Source organism: Nonomuraea sp. H19, assembly GCF_052068215.1.
Classification (GTDB): domain Bacteria; phylum Actinomycetota; class Actinomycetes; order Streptosporangiales; family Streptosporangiaceae; genus Nonomuraea.
Genome location: NZ_JBQHCV010000030.1, coordinates 67023 through 85330 on the forward strand (window position 1 = coordinate 67023; position 18308 = coordinate 85330).

Genomic DNA, 18308 nt, shown 5'->3' on the forward strand with positions numbered 1-18308 from the left:
CGTCGGGCAGAGCGATGGAAAGCGGCACGCGGCGACACCGACCGACACTGATCGAGCCGGCTTATGTTCCGCAGGCGGCCCGTACCTCCGCCATGAGCCGGACCGCGTCGTCGATGGTGCGGTCGATCTCCTCCGGCGTCCGGCCGACGGCCGCGAGCAGCGCCTGCGCCCGCTCGCCGAACCCGGGTGGCGCCGACGGCAGCCGGTCCGCCGAGGCGACCATGCCCTTCTCGTTGATCAGCCACGCCTCGTCGGCCGCATGGAGCGCATGGCAGGCGACGCCGATCGCACGGAACAGCGCCCCGGCCGCGTACGCCGGGTCGCGGCCCGCCGCACCGTACCGGGCGATCATCAGGGCGAAGTCGCACTCCCACAGGCCCCTGATCACCGCCTCGCGTAGCGCCGGAGGGTAGGTCGCGACTTCTGCCCGCAGCGCTGCCAGCTCCCCGCCCGGGTCGGCGAGCACCCGGCACAGGGCCACCTCGCCCACGTAGGCGTGGGAGTAGAAGCCCAGCGGGTGCCCGACCTGCGTGCCGATCTCGTAGCGGCCTGCCTGGCAGTCCCGCCAGATCCGGTGGACGCGGTCGAGGTCGCGGTAGATCCAGTCGACCCGCCACCCGTCCACGGTCAGCCAGCCGCCGCCGTCCACCCACGGCCCCCAGCCGCCCGGCTCGGTCACCTCGGTGGGCTCGCCGGTCAGCTCGTGCGCGAGCGCCCGCAGCTCGCCGACGGCGAGCTTGCCCCGGTAGTAGAGGCCGAGGTCGATGTCGGAGTCCGGCCGGTGCGTGCCCCGAGCCCGGCTGCCGCCCAGCACCACGGCCACCACACCGGGCACCTGGACCAGCTTGGCGGCGATGGCGTGAAGATTCTCGTCCTGCACGGGCCGAGCTTAGAGCAGGCCGCACGGCGGCCGCTTGATCGGCATCCATCCGGCGGCCAGACCATCTGCGCACGCGCCGGCGGACGGCGGTCGTCGCCCCGGCCGCGCTTGCCACACCTGCTCTGAGCTGGGCTATGGCTTCGTGCTGCCAGGTGGCGGACCACTAGGATGTCCAGGTGAAGTACATGCTGATGATCTACGCCAATCCCGAGTCGCAGCAGGCCGTCGCGGAGCAGAGCGATGAGGTGATGGCCGAGGTCGAGGCGCTGATGAAGGAGCTCGGCGAGAGCGGCGAGCTGGCCGGCGGGCAGGCGCTGGACGGACCCGGCGGCGCCAGGACCGTCAAGGTGCGCGACGGCGTGCCGGTGGTCACCGACGGGCCGTTCGTGGAGGCCAAGGAGTTCCTGGCGGGCTATCTGATCGTCGAGTGCGACGGTGTCGAGCGGGCCACCGAGATCGCCGCTCGCTGGCCGGACGCGCGGCTGTGCGCGATGGAGGTGCGGCCGATCATCGACGAGGTGTAGACGTGGGCGACACCGCGGTCGAAGGGCTGTTGCGCGAGCTGGCGCCGCAGGTGCTGGGCGTGCTCGTACGCCGCTACGAACAGTTCGACACGTGCGAGGACGCCGTGCAGGAGGCGCTGCTCGACGCCTCCGTGCAGTGGCCGGAGCAGGGACTGCCGGACAGTCCGCGGGCCTGGCTGATCACGGTCGCCTCCCGCCGGGTCATCGACCACATGCGCAGCGAGCACGCGCGGCGGCGCCGGGAGGAGAGCGCGGCGGTCAGCGCGCCCGCCGACGAGTCCGTGGCGCCGGCGCCCGGCGAGGAACGCCCGGGCGACCAGGACGACACGCTGACGCTGCTGTTCCTGTGCTGCCATCCGGCGCTGTCGCAGCCCTCGCAGCTCGCGCTAACCCTGCGGGCCGTGGGCGGGCTGACGACGGCGCAGATCGCCAGCGCGTTCCTGGTGCCCGAGGCGACGATGGCGCAACGCATCAGCCGGGCCAAGCAGCGCATCAAGGCCACCGGTGCGCCCTTCGGCATGCCGCCGGGGCCGGAGCGGGCCGACCGGCTGCGCGTGGTGCTGCACGTGCTGTATCTGATCTTCAACGAGGGCTACACCGCCACCTCCGGGCCCGAGCTGCTGAGGATGGATCTGACGGCCGAGGCGATCAGGCTCACCAGGGCCGTGCACCGGCTGCTGCCCGGCGACGGCGAGGTGGCCGGGCTGCTGGCGCTCATGCTGCTCACCGAGGCGCGGCGGCCCGCGCGCACCGGGCCTGACGGGCGGCTGATCCCGCTCGCCGAGCAGGACCGCGGCCTGTGGGACCGGCGGCTCATCGAGGAGGGCGTCGAGCTGGTCACCAAGGCCCTGTCCAGCACCGCGCTGGGGCCCTATCAGGTGCAGGCGGCCATCGCGGCCGTGCACGACGAGGCGGCCACGGACGAGGAGACCGACTGGCCGCAGATCCTCGCGCTGTACGACGTGCTGTCCGGCATGGACGCCAACCCCGTGGTCGAGCTCAACCGGGCGATCGCCGTCGCCATGGTGCACGGCCCGCGTGCCGGGCTCGACCGGCTCGAACGCCTGGCCGCCGACGAGCGGATGTCGCGGCACCACCGGCTGGCGGCGGTACGCGCCCACCTGCTGGAGATGGCCGGCGACACCGCTGGGGCGGTGGCCGGTTATCACGAGGCGGCCCGCCTGACGACGAGCCTGCCCGAGCAGCGCTACCTGGAGGACAGAGCGACAAGGCTGTCTTGACGACCTTTTCGGTACCGTCGTTTCGGCCGAGGAGGACGGCCAGGGTGCGGTGTGGCGGGCCTGGCTGAAAAGTCGGTACGCGGACGGCACGTGACGCGGGGCCTGGTCGCGCGCGAAGGGGGCATGAGCAGCACATGAAGGTGGTCGTGCTGTCCGACACCCATGCGCCCAGGCGCTGGCGCTCGTGCCCGCCCCGGGTCGCCGAGCACCTGCGCGACGCGGACGTCATCCTGCACGCCGGAGACGTCTGCGTGCCGTCGGTGCTCGACGAGCTGGCCGCGTACGCGCCGGTTCACGTGGTCAAGGGCAACAACGACGGCCCTGACGTGGTGGCGCCCGAGACGCTGGAGCTGGCCCTGGGCGGGCTGCGGATCGGCATGATCCACGACAGCGGCCCGGCCAAGGGCCGTCTGGCGCGCATGCGGCGCCGTTTCCCGCACGCGGACCTGGTGGTCTTCGGGCATTCGCACATCCCGCTGGACGAGTCGGGCGACGGCCTGCGGATCTTCAACCCGGGTTCGCCCACCGACCGCCGCCGTCAGCCGCACGGCACGCTGGGCGTGCTCGTCATCGAGGACGGCGTGCTGGCTGGGGCCGAGATCGTGCCCGTCACTTGACCAGGTCGTCGCGGGCCTTGTCCAGGTTGGCCTTGAGCTCCTCCATGACCTTGGCGTATCCGAGGTAGCTGTAGCGCTCGGCCGCGTGCCACGGGTAGAGCTGCCCCGCCTTGACCGCGGGCAGCTTGGCCCAGGTCGGCTTCTTGGCCATCTCCTCGATCTTCATCGACTGCGTGCGCGCGTCGACGAGGATCGCGTCGGCCTGGTATTTGTCGGCGTTCTCCCAGCTCAGGATCTCCCAGAAGCCGTCTTCGCTCTCCGTGGGCTCGGGCGGGGAGACGATGTTGAGGCCCAGTTCTGCCCAGTACTTGATGTCGGGGTGGTCCGGCAGGTAGGCAACGTACAGGGCGTCGGGCGTAGCCGTGACGATCATGACCTTGAGGTCGGGCTTGGCGGCGGCGAGGGTTTTGAGGGCGGCGCCGGCCGCGTCGAAGCGGTTCTTGGCCTCGACCACGGGGGCGGCCTTCGGGTCCGCGCCGAGCGCGGCGGCGAGCCGGCCGAAGTTCTCGATGATCTGTACCAAGGGCTTGCCGCTGAGCTGCACGCCCACCGACGGCGCGATCTGGTCGACGGTCGCGACGGAGTCCGGCGGGACGTACCAGAGCGTGTTCTTCTGGTACATGCCCGAGACCAGCAGGTCGGGCTGGAGCGAGGCGTACTTCTCGACGTTGAACTCACCCCAGACGTTTCCGATCGACTCCACCTTGGCGACGTCGACCTCGCCCACCTCCGGATCGCGGCCGCCGTCCTTGAGCTTGTGCGGACCGAACACCGCGACGGGCCGCACGCCGAAGTCCCACAGCGCGGCGGCCGCGGCCGACTGCGCCACGACGCGCTGCGGGCGCTGCGGTAACGAGATGTTCTTGCCGCGGTCGTCGGTCCAGGTCCAGGGGCCCTGCGCCGCGGAGGAGGCCGGCCCGGAGGATGCCGGCCCGGAGGATGTCGGCGCCGCGGCGGGCGGCGAGGTAGTGCCGCCACAGGCGCTGACGCCGAGCACGGCGGCGACGCCGATGGCGGCAAGGGTACGTCGGGGACACTGACCCATGGATTCTCCTCGTTGCGCAGGCTCGCCCTTCCGGACGGAATATTAGCTTAGCCTTACCTAACTCGAAAGCCTGCGCCCTCTCCGCACCGGCGGCACCGCCCGTACGACCGGCGGCGTAGGCGAGATGGCGACGGCCGGCGGATTTCGTCGGTGGCGGTTGGCAAGATCCTGGAGTCGTTCCGGACTTAAGGGCGCCGGTAAGGCGACGAGAACGAAGCCGTAAGCGCCCTCCCGCACAGTGGTCACAGATCACCGCAGAGAAGGGCAGACAGATGAGCCAGCCGTACACCACCGTCCAGGAAGAGATCGCGCTCCCCGGCTTCGCCGGTGCCGTGCACCTGCCGGGTGAGACCGGCTACGACGAGCTGCGGCGCTCACTCAACCCGTCGGTCGACGCCCGCCCGGCGCTGGTGGCCGAGGCGCACGGCGTGGCGGACCTGCGGGCGGCGCTGCTGGCGGCGCGGGCGAACCGGGTGCCCTTCGCGGTCCAGGCCACCGGGCACGGCACGCACGCCCCGTGCGACGGCGGCGTCCTGGTCAGGACGTCTCCGATGGCGTCGGTGCTGGTGGATCCCCTCCGCCGGATCGCGCGGGTGGGTCCGGGCGCGCGCTGGGGCGAGGTGATCGCCGCCGCCGCGCCGTTCGGCCTGGCGCCGCTGTCGGGCTCGGCGTCCTCGGTCGGCGTCACCGGTTACACGCTGGGCGGCGGGCTGGGCTGGCTGGCCCGCAAACACGGGTTCGCCGCCGACAGCGTGGTGCGCGCCGAGGTGCTGCTGGCCGACGGCAGGCACGTGACGGCGAGCGCGAGCAGCCATCCGGAGCTGTTCTGGGCGCTGCGCGGGGGCGGGGGCGGGTTCGGCGTGGTCACGTCGCTGGAGTTCCGGCTCTACCCGGTCTCGCGGGTGTACGCGGGGTTCGCGTACTTCCCGATCGAGGCGGCGGCCGAGACGCTGGAGGCGTACCGGAGCTGGATCGACGACGCCCCCGGCGAGATCAGCACCGCGATCGTGCTCAAGCGGATGCCCGCCGACGCGCCCGCTCCCCTGAGCAGCCGGCACGTGCTGATGCTGAAGGTGCTGCACGCCGGGGAGGCCGCGGAGGCCAGGCGGCTGCTCGCGCCGCTGTGGCGGGCGGCGGGACCGGCTCTGGTAGACGAGATCCGGGAGACAACGTACGCGGACGCGGCGATGGGCGGCACGCCGAACCGGCACATGGACATGTTCGACACAGTCCCCGGCGAGGTCGTCGACATCCTGGTGCGGGCGGCTGAGCAGGCGCAGACGGTGGAGATCCGGCACTGGGGCGGCGCGATGGGCCACCCGGGTCCGGACGTGGGACCGGTCAGCCACCGGAGCACCAAACTGTCGGTCATCGTGGACACGGTGGTGCCCGGCCTGGCCGAGGCGCTACGGCCGTACGCCAACGGCGGTACGTTCCTCAACTTCCTGTCCGACCCTGGTCGCATGGCGGCGGCCTACACCGGGGCGGACCACCGGCGGCTGCGGGAGGTCAAGCGCGCCTACGATCCGGACGGCTTCTTCCGCGTCGGCCACGTCGTCCCGGCGTGACGGCCCCGGGGTGGCCTTTCGCGCATACCCGAAGCCGGTACGCGCCGGCGCCTTGGAAAGACAGCATGAGGAGATCGGGCAGGTCTGAAAGGTGCCGTGGTGGCCGTCTCACTGTCAATTGTCAGTGCGCATAGAAGGCACCGCCACCGGATCCGGTTGTGCTGGAGGAAAGCACATTACCGAGCGCATTCCGGGCTGGTGCGCGCGGTGAAACGGCAACTTTACGAGCGGGAAAGGCCCCTGTAGTCCTGCCCGGCGAGCATCTCACCAAATACCTGGTGGGAGCGTTCTTTGACTGTGACGGAAAAGGCGATCACCGGCCTGACGCTGCGCGATCTGCGCAAAGAGTTCAGGCTCGGCCGATCGACGGTGACCGCGCTGGACGGTGTCGACCTGGAGATGCCCCCGGGCCACTTCCTGACGTTGCTCGGCCCTTCCGGGTGCGGCAAGTCGACCGTGCTGCGGATCCTGGCGGGCCTCGACAGCCCGACGGGCGGGGAGGCGCTGATCCAGGGAGAGGCGCCCGAGGCGGTACGGAACGCGCACGGTGTGGGCATCGCCTTCCAGGACTCCGCGCTGCTGCCCTGGCGCAGTGTCCACGCCAACATCAGGCTGCCCCTCGAGGTCAGCGGCGTGAAGCCGGCGAAGGGCCGGATCGAGGATCTGATCGCCCTCGTCGGCCTGGAGGGTTTCGGCAAGGCCCGCCCGGCGCAGTTGTCAGGCGGCATGCGCCAGCGTGTGGCCATCGCCAGAGCCCTCGTCATCGAGCCCCGGATCCTGCTGCTCGACGAGCCGTTCGGCGCGCTGGACGACATGACCCGGCAGCGTCTCAACCTGGAACTGCTGCGGATCTGGACCGCCCGGGCCACGACCACGCTGCTCGTCACCCATTCGATCACCGAGGCGGTGTTCCTTTCGGACACGGTCGCGGTGATGACCCCGCGTCCCGGCAGGATCGCGACCACCGTCGAGATCGATCTGCCCCGCCCGCGCACGCCGGAGATGCTGCGGAGCCCCGAATTCCACAAGCTGGAGGATCGCCTCTCGGAGATCCTCTTCGGCTCCGGATCGGCCATATGACCGCCCCGAACGACCGCGTGGCGAGCCGTGGCGGCGCCGCATGACCACTCCGTGCGGCAGGAGGCCACAGTGAGCGCCCTCACCAGGCGGAGAACGGCGCCGCTCTCCCCCGCCGTGACGCGGCTGGCGGGGCCGCTCGCCGTTCTGTCCGGGTGGCAGATCCTCGCGATGACGGTGTTCTCCGGCGGTGGGACGGTGCCCAGCCCCGTCGCCGTGGCCGGCCGGGCCGTACAGGATCTCTCGTTCGCCCTGCCGCACATCGCCCAGACGGCGCAGGAAGCGGCGTGGGGATGGCTGTGGGGCAACCTCCTCGCGATCGCCGCGGGGGTGGTGTTCGTGCTGGTCAAGCCCATCGAGCTGGTGGCGTTCCGATTCTTCGTGGCCCTCTACTGCCTGCCGTTGGTCGCGATCGCGCCCATCCTCACCGCGATCCTGGAGGGCGACGATCCCCAGATCGTCGTGGCCGCCCAGGGGGTGTTCTTCACCACGCTCGTCGCCGTCATGCTCGGCTTCCGGTCCGCCGACGCCACCAGTCTGGACCTGGTCGCGGCGGCCGGCGGGGGGCGCTGGCGGCAGATGCGCAGTGTCCGGGTGTGGGCGGCGGTGCCCGCGCTTTTCGGGGGCCTGCGCATCGCCGCCCCGGCGGCGGTCCTCGGCGCCGTCATCGGGGAGTACCTCGGCGGGCGCAAGGGCCTCGGCGTGGCCATGGTCTACAGCCAGCAGACGCTCGACGCCACCCGGACCTGGGGCCTCGCCCTCGACGCCGCGCTGCTCGCCGGTGTCGCCTACGGCCTGACGGCGCTCGCCGAACGGCTCATCGCCCCGTGGGCCCGGTCGGGGTCCACCGCCGCGGTCCCGTCGACGGCGCGTCAGGGGAGCCTGGGCAGGCGCACGGTGGTGGCGCTGGCCACCGGGCTGGCCGGTACGGCCTTCATTCTGGTGTTCTGGCAGGTTCTCATCACGGTGAGCGGCCTGAGCCCGTTCTTCGCCAAAGGGCCGCTCGACGTGTGGACATACCTTTCCGGCAACCTGGACCAGGTGCTCGGCCCGCTGGGCGTCACGCTGCGCAATGCCGCCCTGGGTTACGCGGCGGGGACCGTCGCCGCCGTCGTGCTCGCCTCACTGGTGGTCGTCAGCCCGTTCGCCGAGGCCGCCGTCATGCCGATCGCGGTCATCCTGCGGACCGTACCGCTGGTCGCCATGACGCCGCTCATCGCGCTGATCTTCGGCCGTGGCGTGCTGACCGTCATCGTGATCGCGGGACTGGTCACGTTCTTCCCGTGCCTGGTGACCGTGGTGGCGGGGATGCGGGCCACGCCCCGGTCGGCCGTCGATCTCGTCGCGACGTACGGCGGAGGGCCGTGGCGGACACTCGCCGCCGCCCGTCTGCCGTACGGAATGGCGTCGATCTTCGCCGCCTCCCGGGTGGCCGCCCCGACGGCGCTTCTCGGCGCGCTCCTGGCCGAATGGCTGGCAACGGGTGAGGGCCTCGGCTTCCTCATGCTCAGAGCCAGCGTGAACGCCCAGTACAACCTGCTGTGGAGCGCGGTCGTCCTGGTCACCGCGGTATCGATCGTCACCTACGCCATCGCCGCGGCCGTGGAGAGCAGCTTGCTCCGCCGGTTCTCCTGACCCACCTCATCCCGCTCGAAAGGAAACACCCTCATGTTCTACAGCCGTCGCGACCTGCTCAGAATCGGCGGGATCGCCACCGCGGCGGGCCTGGCCGCTCCCCTTCTCGCCGCCTGCTCCAGTGGCGACGACACCGCCGCCCCCGCCGCCTCCGCGAGCGGCGGCAAGGCCACCGAGAAGATGACCTTCCAGCTCAGCTGGCTGCCCACCACGGAGTTCGCCGGTACCTGGCTCGCCCTGAGCAAGGGCTACTTCACCGCCCAGGGCATCGACCTGGCCTGGCTGCCCGGCGGCCCGAACGCGAGTCCGGCGACGATCGTGGCCAGCGGCAAGGCCGAGGTCGGCATGCTCAACGCGGATGCCATCGCCACGGCGCGTACCCAGGGCGCCCCCATCAAGATCATCGGCGCGCTGCTGCAGAAGTCGCCGTTCTGCATCCTGAGCAAGGCCGAGACGCCGATCAACTCGCCGCAGGAGATGATCGGCAAGAAGATCGGCGTGGCGGCGGCCAACGAGACCGCCTTCGACGTGATGCTGAGCCTCAACAACATCAAGAAGAGCCAGCTCACGGTCGTCCCCGTCCAGTTCGACCCCGCGCCGGTGGCGAACGGCGAGGTCGACGGCCAGATCGTGTACGTCACCAACGAGCCACCGACGCTGGAGGCACGCGGGATCAAGACCAACACGTTCCTGCTCGCCGATTTCGGATTCGGCATTCTGTCGGACTGCTTCTTCGCCACCGAGCAGACGATCGCGGACAAGCCCGACCTGCTGGCGGGTTTCCTCTCCGCGACCCGCAGGGGCTGGCTGGACAACCTCGCCGATCCGCAGCCGGGCACCGACCTGGCTGTGGGGACGTACGGCAAGGACCAAGGGCTGGACGCCGGACAGCAGCTCGGCGAGAGCAAGGCGATGAACTCCCTCATCGTCACTCCCGACGTGCCCAAGCCGATCGACCTGCCCGACGCCGCGATGAACACCACCATCGACACTCTCAAGAAGGTGGGCATCACCATCACCGCCCAGGACCTGTTCAGCAAGGACATCCTTGCGAAGATCAGTACGTGACGGACCGGCGAGGCAAAGGGCGCTACCGATGAACGACGACCGCGTGGAGGCCGCCCCTGCGGATTTGCTAATTCGCGGGGCCGTACTGGTAGCGACCTGCGACGGCGAAGGGCGGGAGCTCGCCGGCGGCTGGGTGGCGATCACCGGCGGGCTCGTCAGCGGGGTGGGCACCGGTCCTGCGCCGATGGCGGCCCGGGTGCTGGACGCGGATGGGTGCCTGGTGACTCCAGGCCTGATCAACACCCATCACCACATCTACCAGAACCTCACCCGCTCCTACGGGCCGGTCGTCAACGGCACCCTGTTCGAGTGGCTGACCGGTCTCTACCCGTTGTGGGCGGGTCTCGACGAGGAGGCGTCCTACCTGTCGGCGTGGGTCGGCCTCGCCGAACTCGCCCTCGGCGGATGCACCACGTCCACCGATCACCTGTACGTCGCGCCGTCCGGGGGCGGCGACCTGTGGTCGGCGGAGATCGAGGCGGCCCGGCAGCTCGGCTTCCGGTTCCATCCCACGCGCGGCTCGATGAGCGTGTCGGTCAAGGACGGCGGTCTGCCCCCGGACTCCGTCGTCCAGGACGAAGACGAGATCCTCGCCGACTGCGAACGGCTCGTCAAGCGGCATCACGATTCCGCGCACGGCGCGATGGTGCGGGTGGCCATCGCCCCGTGTTCGCCCTTCAGCGTCAGCCCTGCCCTGATGCGCCGCGCCGCGGAACTCGCCGAGCGGCTCGACGTCCGCCTGCATACCCATCTGGCCGAGGACCGGGACGAGGACGCGTACTGCTTGGAACGCTTCGGCAGGCGACCGATCGAGCAGTTCGAGGAGGTCGGCTGGATGACCGGGCGTTCCTGGGTGGCGCACTGCATCTACCCCTCCTCCGAGGAGATCGCCCGGCTCGGCGCGGCGGGCGTCGGCGTGGCCCACTGCCCGAGCTCCAACATGTTGATCGGCGGCGGCGGTTTCGCCCCGGTCCGGGAGTTCCGCCGGGCAGGCGTCCCCGTCGGCCTGGGCTGTGACGGCTCGGCCTCCACCGACTCGGCCTCGCTCTGGCTCGAATCACGTACGGCACTGCTCCTGGGCCGCCAGCGGCTGGGCCCGACGGGCATGACCGCCCGCGACGTCCTTGACATGGCCACCCGCGGCGGCGCCGCCTGCCTCGGCCGTACCGGTGAACTCGGGGAACTGACCGTGGGAGCCGTCGGCGACGTGGTGTGCTGGCCCTTGGAGGGCGTGGCCTACGCGGGCGCACTCACCGACCCGATCGAGGCCTGGCTCCGCTGCGGCCCCTCGGCCGCCCGTCACACCGTGGTCGCCGGCCGGCCCCTGGTCGAGTACGGCAAGCTCCTCGCCGCGGGCGTCGAGGACATCCTCACCCGCCACCGGGCCGCGTCGGCCCGCATCCAGAACGTGGCGGGCGGATGACCCCGGCGCCTCATCGCCGGCGGGCCCTGGCCAGCAGCCAGAGCAGGAGCGGTGCCCCCAGGACGCCCGTGACCACGCCCACGGGCAGCTCCACGTCCGGGATCAGCAAGCGTGCCACCAGATCCGCGCCCAGCACGATGAACGCCCCGGCCAGGCCCGAGGCCAGCGGCGGCGGCCAGGCCGTGCCAGCCAGGCGTTGGGCGATCTGGGGTGCGGCCAGTGCCACGAACGCGACCGGTCCGGCCGCCGCGGTGCCGAAGGCGACCAGCGCGACGCCCGTCATCATCAGCGTCAGCCGTGCCGCCTGCACCGGGGTGCCCAGGACGACGGCGACCTCGTCGCCCAGCTGCAGCACCCGCGTCCAGCGGCCGAGCAGGAGCGTGGCGGGCACGAGCACGGCCAGGGCGAGAGCCAGGGGCAGCACGTGGTCCCAGGTGCGGCCGTTCAGGTTGCCGAACAGCCAGCCGAGCGCCTGCTGCGCCTGGAAGTCCCCGCTGATGACCATGAGGTACTCGGTGGCGCTCGTGCAGATCCACGACAGCCCGATCCCGACGAGCACGATGCGGTGGCCGGCGGCGCCGCGCCGCCAGGCCAGCAGGTACGTGAGCAGCGCGGCCAGCACGGCGCCCGCGAAGCCGAGCAGCTGCAGCCCGGCGCCGACGCCGAGGACGATCCCGGCCACCACGGCGACGCCCGCGCCCTGCGTGACGCCGATCATGTCGGGGCTGGCGAGGGGGTTGCGGGTCATCGTCTGGAACAGCGCGCCCGACAGGCCGAACGCGGCGCCCACGAGCAGGCCGGTCAGCGCCCTGGGCAGGCGCAGCTCGCGTACGACGAACGCGGTCCCCTGGTCCCCGCCGCCCAGCAGGGAGGCGATGACCTCGCCGAGGCCGAGCCGGACCTCGCCGAGCCCCAGCCCCAGGCAGAAGGCCAGGAACGCGGCGGCGGCCACGGCCAGGCAGACCAGGATGAGCCGCGGGCGCAGCACGCCGGAGACCGGCGGCATCGTCAGCCGGAACGTGACGACCCGGCGCGTCACCGCTTGCCGAGTCGCGCTCATCACAGCTCCGCCAAACGCCGGCGCCGGGCCAGCACGACGAAGAACGGCCCGCCGATGAAGGCCACCAGCAGCCCGGCCTGCACCTCGATGGGCGGGGCCACGACGCGTCCGGCGATGTCGGCGGCGAGCAGCAGGCACGGACCGAGCATGGCGGCCAGCGGCAGCAGCAGCCGGTGGTCGGCCTCCGAGCCGTCGAGCCCGGCCACGGCCCGCGCCAGGTACGGCACCACGAGCCCGACGAACACCACGGGCCCGATGGCCGCCACGGCCGACCCGGTCAGCAGCATCACGGCCGTCGCCCCCTGAAGCCTGACGAGCCCGACGCGGCGCCCCAGCCCGCGGGCCACATCGTCGCCCAGCGCGAGGCTGTTGAGGCCCGGTCCGCAGGCGACCGCCAGCGCCGCCCCCGCGAGCACGAACAGCGAGAGCTGCGGCAGCACCTGCCCGCCCGCGCCGGACAGCGACCCCGCCGACCAGAAGCGGTACCTGCCGAGCGACTCCGGGTCCACGAGCACGAACGCGCTGGTCACCGAGCTCAGCAGGAACGTCACCGCGACCCCGGCCAGCGCCAGCTTGACCGGCGTCATCCCGTCGCGCCCCAGCCCGGCCAGCCCGTACACCACGACGCTGGCGATCAGGGCGCCCGCGAACGCGAACCACACGAACCCGCCCAGCGTCCCCATCCCGAACGCCCCGATGGCCAGGACCACGGCGAACGCGGCCCCCGCGCTGACGCCCAGCACTCCGGGGTCGGCGAGCGGGTTGCGTGTGAGCGCCTGCATGAGGGCGCCCGACAGGCCGAGCGCGGCCCCGGCCAGCACGCCGACGAGCGTGCGCGGCACCCGTACCGACCAGATGACGTCCAGGACGTCGCGGTCGGTCACCGTGCCCGCCAGGGCGCCGATCACCTGGTCGGGCGGGATCTGGCGGGCGCCGAGCGAGAGCGACAGCAGGCACACCACGAACAGCGCGACCGCCGCGGCCCCGAGGGCCTTCACGAGACCTTGGTCGCCGGGTCGCCGTCCACCGCGGCCGCGAGCTTCGGGACGAGGCTGTCGAGCACGTACGGCAGGCTGAGCACGGTGAGGAAGGCGACGGCGTCGCCCTGCGGGGTGTTCTCCTGCAGGAAGACCTCTCTGCCCTCCTTCACCACCTTGAGCTTGTTGTAGACGGTGTCGCCGTGCAGCTCGGCCTGGCCCTTGGCGATGTCGGCCACGCTCCAGACGATCACGCCGGTGTCGACGAGATCGAGCCGCTCCCGGCTGATGTTCGCGCCGAACTTGTCACCGATGGCCTGGTCGAGGCCGGTGGGGAGCTGGAAGCCGAGCGAGCCGAGCAGGCGCGAGCGCGAGTCCTGGCTGCCGAAGACGAAGTAGCCCTCGTAGACGGTCGCCATGAGCGCGGTCGCGCCCTTGAACGCGGGGTTGTCCTTCTGCACCTGCGCGAACCGGGCCTCGATCTGCTTGACCAGCGCGTCGCCCTCTGCGGGCTTGCCGGCGGCGACGCCGACCTTCCTGGTGAGCTCGTCCCAGGGGATGCCGAAGTCGATGTACTCCTTGGGCTGGGCCACGGTAGGAGCGATCTTCGACAGGGTGGTGTACTGCTCCTGGGTGAGCCCCGAGTACAGGCCCAGGATCAGGTCGGGCTTGAGCGCCGCGATCTTCTCGAACTGGGGGCCACTGCCGGTGTCCTTCAGCACCTGCGGCACGGCGGCGCTGCCGAGCTTGTCCTTGGCCCACGGGCCGATCGCGCCCGGGTGCCCGCCGAACCACTCGGTGGTGGCGACCGGCACGATGCCGAGGGCGAGCAGCGCGTCCTGCTCGACGAGGCCGACGGTGACGACGCGCTTGGGGGCGGCGGGGATCGTGGTGCTGCCGTACTTGTGCGTCATGGTGACGGGCAAGGCGCCGGCCGCCGTCGCCCCTGTGCCGGTGGACGGGGCGGGGGCCCCTGCCGGGGCCGTGGAGCCGCAGCCCACGATCGTGATCAGTACGAGCGCCACGAGGGCGAGCGTGCGAGACAAAGAACGGCTCCTCAATCGATAGGCCGCCTATTAGGCGAGGCTAACCTAACCGATCAGGGGGTGCAATGTCATCTTCGCCCCAAGGGCCTGTCCTGCGGGCCTATGCGCGTCGTCGTCGAGGACGATGGCGCGTACCCGGGCCTCGGCGATCCGCGCCAGCGCGGCGCGGGCCTCGGATCGCCGAGCGGCGGGCGCGGGCCGTACGGGGTCGAGGAACGTCACCTCGACGGACAGGTGCCGGGTCGCGGCCACCCGCAGCAGAGAGGCCAGCAGCGAGTCGTCGCCGACGTAGCAGGTGCGGGTCGAGGTCGCCATGCCCTCGCGGTAGCGCAACGTGGCCGGGCGTACGGCGACGCCCGCGTCGAGCGCCGCCTGGAACACCGCGGGCCGGAACCGGCCCATTCCGCGCCCGCACCAGGTGGTGCCCTCAGGGAAGGCGACGACCGTGTCGCCCGCCCGCAGGACGTCCGCGATCGCCGCGACGGTCGCCGGCAGTTCGTGGAGCCGCTCCCTGTCGATGAACAGCGCCCCCGATCCCGCCACCAGCCCGCCGAGCATCGGCCACCCGGCGATCTCCCGCTTGGCGAGCGGCCGCGACGGCACCGCGGCCACGATGACGAGCGGGTCGAGCCAGGAGACGTGGTTGGCGACCACCAGGCCGCCCTCCCCGTGCGCCCCTGGCGTGACCCCTGACCCGCTCTCACTCCGCGGAGGCGCCGTGGCCTCGACCCTGACGCCGAGGGCGCGCAGCAGCAGGCGCGCCCACAGCCTGGTGATCTCCGCCCGCCAGGCGGCGCGCGCCCGGCCGGCCATGAGCGATACCGGCACGCCCGCGAGCACCACGAGCAGCACCGCCGCCAGTCGCGCGACCAGCCGGACGGGTCCGGCGACGGCGGCCGGCAGCCGCACGCAGGCGGCGGGCGTGCACGGGCCGAGTGGCCGCCAGGGGTCGCCGCTCACCGTGGCTCTCCCAGGAAGTAGCGCAGGTAGCGGGTGTTCACCCGGGCCATGGACAGCAGCACGAAGAAGTCGGCGGTGCCGAAGTCGCGGTCGTGCGCGGGCGCCCCGCACACCCAGGAGCCCAGCCGCAGGTAGCCGCGCAGGAGCGCGGGCGGCACGAACCGGTCGGCCCGGAACGCGCCGGCGCGGCCGCGCCAGGGGTCGCGCGGCGTGACGCGGTACTCCTCGGGGCCCAGCGGCACCCGTTCGGCGACCGCGGCCGCGACCGCACCCTGGTCGTCGAGGGGCACCGAGCAGCAGCCGGCCAGCCACTGGTGGCCGCCGCTCACCATGTACCGGGCGATGCCCGCCCACATCAAGGCGACGACCGCGCCGTCCCGGTGATCGGGGTGCACGCAGGTGCGGCCCGCCTCGACCAGGCCCTTCCTGATCGGCGCGAGGTTGCGGAGGTCGAATTCGGCGTCGGAGTAGAGCCGGTCGGAACGGCCCGGCGGGAGCAGCCGGTACGTGCCGACGACCTTGTCGCCATGGCGCACGAGGAGGTGATCGCAGTAGGCGTCGAACCTGTCGGCGTCCAGGCCCGAGACGGGACTGTCCAGCCGCGCCCCCATCTCCTCGGCGAAGACCTCGTACCGGAGCCGTTGCGCGGCCCGGAGGTCGGCTGGAGTGGTGGCCATGCCGACCGTGTACCGACCAGTGTCTAGAGAGATCGTCATGGGCGCGCGTCCTTCCCTGAAAGGGTCTCGCACCTATGTCGACATGCGGAAATGACGACGGCGTCTCTCATCGGGGGCAGGCAGGCGTCCGCGTGGTGAACTCGCCACCGGACGGATAAATCGGTTTCCACCGCGCGCCGGTTTCCCTACACTCGCCTCGAACCGCAATCACCGTGATCGACGAGGGAGAGGAGCCGGCCGTGCGCCACAGCACCACCGCCGTCGTCGTCTCTCTGTCGCGGTACGAGGTGATCCTGGTGTCTTCGTCGCCCCGGTGCCGGCTGCGCGGCCGTCACTGGACGCCCTGACGAACACCTGCCTGATTTCTGGCCGCTTCGCCGGGGGAATCGCGCTGTCCTTGTCATTTGCCTGTTGAAAGGCCATGGGCTGTGCGCACTCATGTCTCCAACCCCCTGACCGCCGTCCGCAACCTGGGCATCCTCGCCCACGTCGACGCCGGCAAGACCACCATCACCGAGCGGATCCTGTACGTCACCGGCGCCACCTACAAGCGCGGCGAGGTCCACGACGGGACGACCGTCACCGACTTCGACTCCCAGGAGCGCGACCGCGGCATCACGATCTTCGCCGCGGCCGTGAGCTGCGTCTGGGACGGCCACCGGATCAACCTGATCGACACGCCGGGCCACGTCGACTTCTCCGACGAGGTCGAGCGTTCGCTACGCGTGCTCGACGGCGCCGTCGCGGTGTTCGACGGGGTCGCCGGGGTCGAGCCGCAGAGCGAGTCGGTGTGGCGGCGGGCCGACCGGTACGGGGTGCCGCGCATCGCGTTCGTCAACAAGCTGGATCGCGCCGGCGCCGACCTCGACGCGGCGGTCGAGTCGATCCGCTCGCGGCTGCATCCGGCGCCGCTGGTGGTGCAACTGCCGATCGGCCGCGAGGACGGCTTCACCGGCGTGGTCGACCTGCTGCGGATGCGGGCGCTGACCTGGGCCGGCGGCGTCCTCGAAGAGGGGCCGGTGCCGGATGACCTGCTGGAGGAGACACGGCGGCGGCGCCGGCTGCTGGAGGAAGCGGTGGCCGAGCTGCATCCGGGCGCGCTGGAGGAGTTCTGCGCGGCACCGGAGATCTCCGCGGGCACGCTGGCCGCCGCGTTGCGGGACCTCACCCGTACCGGTGACGGCGTGGTCGTGCTGTGCGGGTCGGCCTACCGCGACCGCGGGATCGAGCCGCTGCTGGACGCCGTCGTGGCGTACCTGCCCTCGCCCGTGGACGTGCGGGGGGACCACGGCGGATCCGGCGGCGCCGCTGGTGGCGCAGGCGTTCAAGGTGAACTCCACCCCCAGCGGGCGGCTGACGTACCTGCGGGTGCACTCGGGAACGCTGCGGAAGGGAGACACGGTGCTGGACGCGGACGCGGGACCCACCGAACGGGTCAGCCGGATCCTGCGGGTGCAGGCCGACCGGCACACCGAGGTGGACCGGGCGGTGGCCGGGGACATCGTCGCGGTGGTCGGGCCGAAGTCCCTCCGCGCGACGTCAACCGTAGTGACGAAGTCCCCGCGAGAATACGCCACCAGCGGCGCGCCCGAGGCGCCCGTGGTCCTGGAGCCGCCGGAGGTGACCGACCCGATGGTGTCCGTGGCGATCGAGGCGCGCCGCAGCACCGACGGCGACCGGCTGGCCGGGGCGCTGGCGCGGCTGGCCGAGGAGGACCCGTCGCTGTCGGTGCGTACCGACGCCGAGACCGGGCAGACGCTGCTGTCCGGGATGGGCGAGCTCCACCTGGAGGTGGCGGCGGAGAAGCTCCGCCGTGACCACGGGCTGGAGGTCGCCGTCGGGCGGCCGCAGGTGGCCTACCGGGAGACGGTGGTACGCGGGGTGCCGGGGCTGCTGTACCGGCACGTCAAGCAGGACGGCGGCGCCGGGCAGTTCGCCCATGTCGTGCTCGACGTGGAACCGCTGGACGGCGAGGGCTTCGAGTTCCGCTCGACCGTGACCGGCGGGCGGGTGCCGCGCGAGTACGTGCGGGCGGTCGAGGCCGGCTGCCGCTGGTCGCGTAATCTCGCGGGGACTTCGTCGCTACGGTTGCTGTCCGTGCGAAGGGCTCGGCGGCCACCCGGTGACCGGGCTGCGCGTGACGCTGACCGACGGGGCCACGCACGTCAAGGACTCGTCGGAACTGGCCTTCCGCACGGCCGGGCGGCTGGCGCTGCGCGAGGCGCTGCGGGCCTGCGCGATGGCGCTGCTGGAACCGGTGGCCGAAGTCACGGTGACGGTGCCGGACGAGGCCGCCGGCGGGGTGCTGGGCGACCTGGCGGCCCGGCGCGGCCGGATCTCCGGCTCGACCGCCCGCGCGGGCACCGTGGTGATCACGGCGATGGTGCCGCTGGCTGAGCTGTTCGGGTACGCGACCCGGCTGCGCAGCCGGACCCAGGGCCGGGGCACGTTCACCACCCGGCCCGGCGGGTACGCGCCGGCGCCGTGACGCCGAGGCTGAGCGGGCTTGC

General features: G+C 72.0%; 15 protein-coding genes and 1 pseudogene. 9 read left to right on the forward strand and 7 right to left on the reverse strand.

All coding sequences use genetic code 11. The features are described 5' to 3' along the window. Positions 1-61: 61 nt before the first annotated feature. A complete protein-coding gene (locus ACTMTI_RS45990) occupies positions 62-880 on the reverse strand; it encodes a nucleotidyltransferase domain-containing protein (RefSeq protein ID WP_441127171.1) in 819 nt (272 codons plus the stop codon). 185 nt (positions 881-1065) lie between these two features. On the opposite strand from ACTMTI_RS45990, the gene ACTMTI_RS45995 reads away from it, so the two are divergent. The 3 genes from ACTMTI_RS45995 (at position 1066) to ACTMTI_RS46005 (ending at position 3262) form a co-directional block, all read left to right on the forward strand. Further along, positions 1066-1404 carry a YciI family protein gene (locus tag ACTMTI_RS45995; RefSeq protein ID WP_441127206.1) on the forward strand — a complete coding sequence of 113 codons (339 nt, stop codon included), beginning with the start codon at positions 1066-1068 and terminating at the stop codon, positions 1402-1404. A gap of 2 nt (positions 1405-1406) precedes the next feature. Beyond that, positions 1407-2645 (forward strand): RNA polymerase sigma factor, encoded by a 1239-nt coding sequence (locus ACTMTI_RS46000; protein WP_441127172.1) that lies wholly within the window; start codon positions 1407-1409, stop codon positions 2643-2645. 134 nt (positions 2646-2779) lie between these two features. Continuing rightward, positions 2780-3262, forward strand: a complete 483-nt coding sequence (locus tag ACTMTI_RS46005) for a metallophosphoesterase family protein (RefSeq protein WP_441127173.1) — start codon at positions 2780-2782, stop codon at positions 3260-3262. On the opposite strand, the gene ACTMTI_RS46010 is transcribed toward ACTMTI_RS46005, so the two are convergent. Continuing rightward, the gene (locus tag ACTMTI_RS46010) at positions 3255-4307 is read right to left on the reverse strand and encodes an ABC transporter substrate-binding protein (RefSeq protein WP_441127174.1); all 1053 of its coding nucleotides are present in this window, start codon (positions 4305-4307) and stop codon (positions 3255-3257) included. The genes ACTMTI_RS46005 and ACTMTI_RS46010 overlap by 8 nt on opposite strands. A gap of 272 nt (positions 4308-4579) precedes the next feature. Between ACTMTI_RS46010 and ACTMTI_RS46015 the strand changes: the two genes are divergently transcribed. From ACTMTI_RS46015 to ACTMTI_RS46035, 5 genes are all read left to right on the forward strand, one after another. Then, positions 4580-5875, forward strand: coding sequence for an FAD-binding oxidoreductase (locus ACTMTI_RS46015; protein ID WP_441127175.1), 1296 nt, complete (start codon positions 4580-4582; stop codon positions 5873-5875). A gap of 297 nt (positions 5876-6172) precedes the next feature. After that, the gene (locus ACTMTI_RS46020) at positions 6173-6955 is read left to right on the forward strand and encodes an ABC transporter ATP-binding protein (RefSeq protein ID WP_441127207.1); all 783 of its coding nucleotides are present in this window, start codon (positions 6173-6175) and stop codon (positions 6953-6955) included. A gap of 69 nt (positions 6956-7024) precedes the next feature. Next, positions 7025-8587, forward strand: coding sequence for an ABC transporter permease (locus tag ACTMTI_RS46025; protein WP_441127176.1), 1563 nt, complete (start codon positions 7025-7027; stop codon positions 8585-8587). Between the two features lie 33 nt (positions 8588-8620). Continuing rightward, positions 8621-9655, forward strand: coding sequence for an ABC transporter substrate-binding protein (locus ACTMTI_RS46030; RefSeq protein ID WP_441127177.1), 1035 nt, complete (start codon positions 8621-8623; stop codon positions 9653-9655). A gap of 28 nt (positions 9656-9683) precedes the next feature. Continuing rightward, complete coding sequence (locus ACTMTI_RS46035; RefSeq protein WP_441127178.1) at positions 9684-11078, forward strand: 8-oxoguanine deaminase; 1395 nt, start codon at positions 9684-9686, stop codon at positions 11076-11078. 10 nt (positions 11079-11088) lie between these two features. Here the strand turns inward: ACTMTI_RS46035 and ACTMTI_RS46040 are convergent, their stop codons facing one another. From ACTMTI_RS46040 to ACTMTI_RS46060, 5 genes are read right to left on the reverse strand one after another with little or no spacing between them, the layout of a single operon-like run. Then, a complete protein-coding gene (locus ACTMTI_RS46040) occupies positions 11089-12138 on the reverse strand; it encodes a FecCD family ABC transporter permease (RefSeq protein ID WP_441127179.1) in 1050 nt (349 codons plus the stop codon). Then, positions 12138-13136 carry a FecCD family ABC transporter permease gene (locus tag ACTMTI_RS46045; RefSeq protein ID WP_441127180.1) on the reverse strand — a complete coding sequence of 333 codons (999 nt, stop codon included), beginning with the start codon at positions 13134-13136 and terminating at the stop codon, positions 12138-12140. The genes ACTMTI_RS46040 and ACTMTI_RS46045 overlap by 1 nt, the downstream gene beginning before the upstream one ends. Continuing rightward, complete coding sequence (locus ACTMTI_RS46050) at positions 13133-14161, reverse strand: iron-siderophore ABC transporter substrate-binding protein (RefSeq protein WP_441127181.1); 1029 nt, start codon at positions 14159-14161, stop codon at positions 13133-13135. Before ACTMTI_RS46050 ends, ACTMTI_RS46045 begins: the two co-directional genes overlap by 4 nt. A 45-nt stretch (positions 14162-14206) precedes the next feature. Beyond that, positions 14207-15121, reverse strand: a complete 915-nt coding sequence (locus ACTMTI_RS46055; protein WP_441127182.1) for a lysophospholipid acyltransferase family protein — start codon at positions 15119-15121, stop codon at positions 14207-14209. Continuing rightward, positions 15118-15798, reverse strand: coding sequence for a GNAT family N-acetyltransferase (locus tag ACTMTI_RS46060; protein WP_441127183.1), 681 nt, complete (start codon positions 15796-15798; stop codon positions 15118-15120). The genes ACTMTI_RS46055 and ACTMTI_RS46060 overlap by 4 nt, the downstream gene beginning before the upstream one ends. A gap of 428 nt (positions 15799-16226) precedes the next feature. Between ACTMTI_RS46060 and fusA the strand changes: the two are divergent. Continuing rightward, positions 16227-18286: pseudogene (gene fusA, locus ACTMTI_RS46065) on the forward strand (elongation factor G). The last annotated feature ends 22 nt before the right edge of the window (positions 18287-18308 follow it).